This is a genomic window from Halovivax sp., assembly GCA_007119345.1.
In the GTDB taxonomy this organism is placed as follows: Archaea; Halobacteriota; Halobacteria; order Halobacteriales; family Natrialbaceae; genus Halovivax.
The window spans coordinates 1-2924 of sequence record SKPV01000093.1; the positions used below are offsets into that span (position 1 = coordinate 1).

The 2924-nt window shown below is 68.7% G+C and carries 2 protein-coding genes and 1 pseudogene; 1 reads left to right on the forward strand and 2 read right to left on the reverse strand.

The annotated features are described in order from the left end of the window. A partial coding sequence (gene cofG, locus QZT59_RS06395) for a 7,8-didemethyl-8-hydroxy-5-deazariboflavin synthase subunit CofG (RefSeq protein WP_290812987.1) occupies nucleotides 1-1023 on the forward strand: 1023 nt, incomplete at its 5' end. 122 nt (nucleotides 1024-1145) lie between these two features. Here cofG and QZT59_RS06400 read toward each other — a convergent pair. Both QZT59_RS06400 and QZT59_RS06405 read right to left on the reverse strand, forming a co-directional pair. After that, the gene (locus tag QZT59_RS06400) at nucleotides 1146-1643 is read right to left on the reverse strand and encodes an Hsp20/alpha crystallin family protein (RefSeq protein WP_290812990.1); all 498 of its coding nucleotides are present in this window, start codon (nucleotides 1641-1643) and stop codon (nucleotides 1146-1148) included. 235 nt (nucleotides 1644-1878) lie between these two features. Then, nucleotides 1879-2924 (reverse strand): annotated as a pseudogene (locus tag QZT59_RS06405) (hypothetical protein); the annotation flags it as partial.

Genomic DNA, 2924 nt, shown 5'->3' on the forward strand with positions numbered 1-2924 from the left:
CGATACACCTGCACCTACTGCACGTACTTCGATCCGCCCGGGGAGGCGTCGCTGCTCTCGCTCGAGGAGGTCCGCGACATCTGCCGACGGGGCGCCGACGCCGGCTGCACCGAGGCGCTGTACACCTTCGGCGACGACCCCGACGATCGCTACGAGGCGATCCACTCCCAACTCGACGAGTGGGGGTACGACTCGATCCACGAGTACCTGCGGGCGGCCTGCGTGGTCGCGCTGGAGGAGGGGCTGCTTCCGCACGCCAACCCCGGCGACCAAACCCGCGAGCAGATGGCGACCGTCGCGGACGTCAACGCGAGCATGGGGGTAATGCTCGAGACCACGGCCGATATCGACGCCCACGGGGGTCCCCGCAAGAAAGAGCCCGGTCAGCGGCTGCACACCATCCGCACCGCCGGCGAGCTGGACGTGGCGTTCACGACCGGCATCCTCGTCGGCATCGGCGAGACCTGGGCGGACCGCGCCGAGAGCCTGCTCGCGATCCGGGAGCTCCACGACCGCTACGACCACGTCCAGGAGGTGATCGTCCAGCCAGTCCGCGACAACGAACGCTGGCGGGGTGGCACGCCGGACCTGGAGACGATGCGCCGGGTGACGGCGATGGCACGCGCGGCGCTTCCCGAGGAAGTGTCGGTGCAGGTTCCGCCGAACCTGGCGCCCGTCCGCGAGCTGATCGACTGCGGCGTCGACGACCTCGGCGGCGTCTCGCCGGTGACCGACGACCACGTCAATCCCGACTACGCCTGGCCCGCGCTGCGGGAACTGGAGGCGATCGCCGAGGACGCGGGGCTGGCGCTCGGGGAGCGCTTGCCGATCTACGAGCGGTTTTTGCCGTCGGATCTCCGGCCCGACGGGTTCGAGGGATCGCCCGCCGCGGGGACGGCGGTGGCCGGGGTGGACGACGGTTTCGAGGGCGGTCGACGCGGATGGATCTCCCCGCGAATTCGAGCGGCGCTCGAAGCCGACGACGAGGCGGGCGAGCGGTACCGGGCGGTGCTCGACGGTTGACGGCGGCAGTCGTCGGCGACGCCGGCACGTGCTGACAGATCGGTGTGAGTAGATCCCGACTGGACGCGTGAAGTGTCAAGCACGTCCGCGCCGTAGCTTGCGAAGAGCGATCTCGATGGGTCTCACGAATCGTCGGATCGGAGCCGAACCTCGAGCACTCCGTTGTTGAACCAGACGTTCGTCGCTTCGGCCGACTTCCAGGGGAGGTCGACGCGCCCGACGACGGACCCACCTCTGCTGATCACGAGCTGGTCCGTGCTCGGATTCATTCCGACCGAAACGTCGTCCTTGCTCGCGCCGGGAACGTCGGCGTTGACCACGAACTCGTCGTCGTCCAGGCGCGTATCGATCAGGCACTGCTCGGCCGACGATTTGCGGACCCGCGTCGTCCGCTTGCGCTCCGGTTCGCTCCGCCCGCGGTCTGATTCGGGACGAACGTCGTCCCATTCGACGGCGTCCTCCGAGGGCGGCGGCGCTTCGCTCGCATCGACTTCCACCAGATTGCCGAGCAGGTCCGACAGCGGTCGCAAGCCGGCTTCGAAGTGGAACCCTCGTCGTCGATCTTCGTTCGTGTCTCGGTCCGATTCGCCGTCGTCCGCTCCGTTTTCACCGTTACTCACGCGAGAGTCACCTCCGAACGCTCGACCGTTGCGTCCGCTCGTACGCCTCCTGTTAGCATCGCACGGAAATAAGGGGATCGAAGAACGACTGCTCTGGAACCCTGCATTCCAATATAAAATTAGAAATATTGGGTATGTCCGCCCCTGTGTCTACAGAAATCGGGAAATTAGTCGGAAAGTTGAAATTATGGGCGCTACCGTGTCGTCGCGGCGTCGGCGATCCCTGAGGACCGAGCTACCGTCGGAGGAATCGACTGAGCAACCCGCTCGATTCGTCAGCCGTTTCCTCGTCGGCGGGTTGTTCGTCATCGTCAAGTCGGTCCGCCGTCGTCCGGTCCTCGTCTGGTCGATCCGTCATCGTCCGGTCCTCGTCCGTCCGGTCGCCATCCGATCGCTCGTCGCCGCTTCGTTCCCCGTGGAGCCGGTCTTCGTCCGTCGGCCCCTCGGCCGATCGATCCTCGCTCGTCGGGTCGCCTCCCACGCCTCCTTCTTCGAGCTCGATCGGAACCTCCTGCATTCGCTCGCCGCCCGTTGCAGGTTCGTCGATAGAACGCTGGTCGTCCGTCCCGCCATCGTCTTCATCGGGAGCGGACCGGTCGGGCTCGGGTTCGTCCACGTGCCGGCCGAGATCCTCCGGGTGCCGGCCGGGACCGTTCGGGTGCTGCCGGGCGTCGTCGAGCCCGCGGGCGGATTCGTCGTCGATTCGCCCCTCGCGTTCGTCGCCGCCGCCCGATCTACCGGAGTGGTCGTCGGGGCACTCTGCCCGGGCGTCGGGTTCGTCTTCGAGCCGCCGCTCGGTGGTCTCGGGACTCCCACGTTCGTTGCCCCCGGGGAGCCGTCGATCGGCGCCCTCGGGGATCGCGTTAGGCTCCGTCGGGGGTTGCTTGCGTTCCGGATCGATCCGGGCGTCCGGACCGCGCAGGGGCGTCTCGCCGCCGGGTCGATCTCCGCCGGCGCGGTCCTCGGAAGCGGTGCGGCGCTCGGAATCGGCGCGGCGCTCGGATTCATCGGGGCGTCTCGCCTCGCCGGTTCGCGGGCCGGCCGTCCGCTCGGGTTCGAGCCGCGGATCTCCCCCGAATGGCGACCCAACCGTCGGCGCCGCCCGCGGCGATTCCGTCCGGCGTTCGTCCGTCTCCCGACCGCTCGCCCCGGCCGGGCTGCGATCGCTGGGCCCGCCTTCTCCGGTTCGACCGTGGCCCCGCGGTGCCGCGGTCTGCTGCGGGCCCGCGGCCGTCCGTTCGTCTTCGGGCCGTCGATCGGCTGCCGCGCTGGACTCCGGTC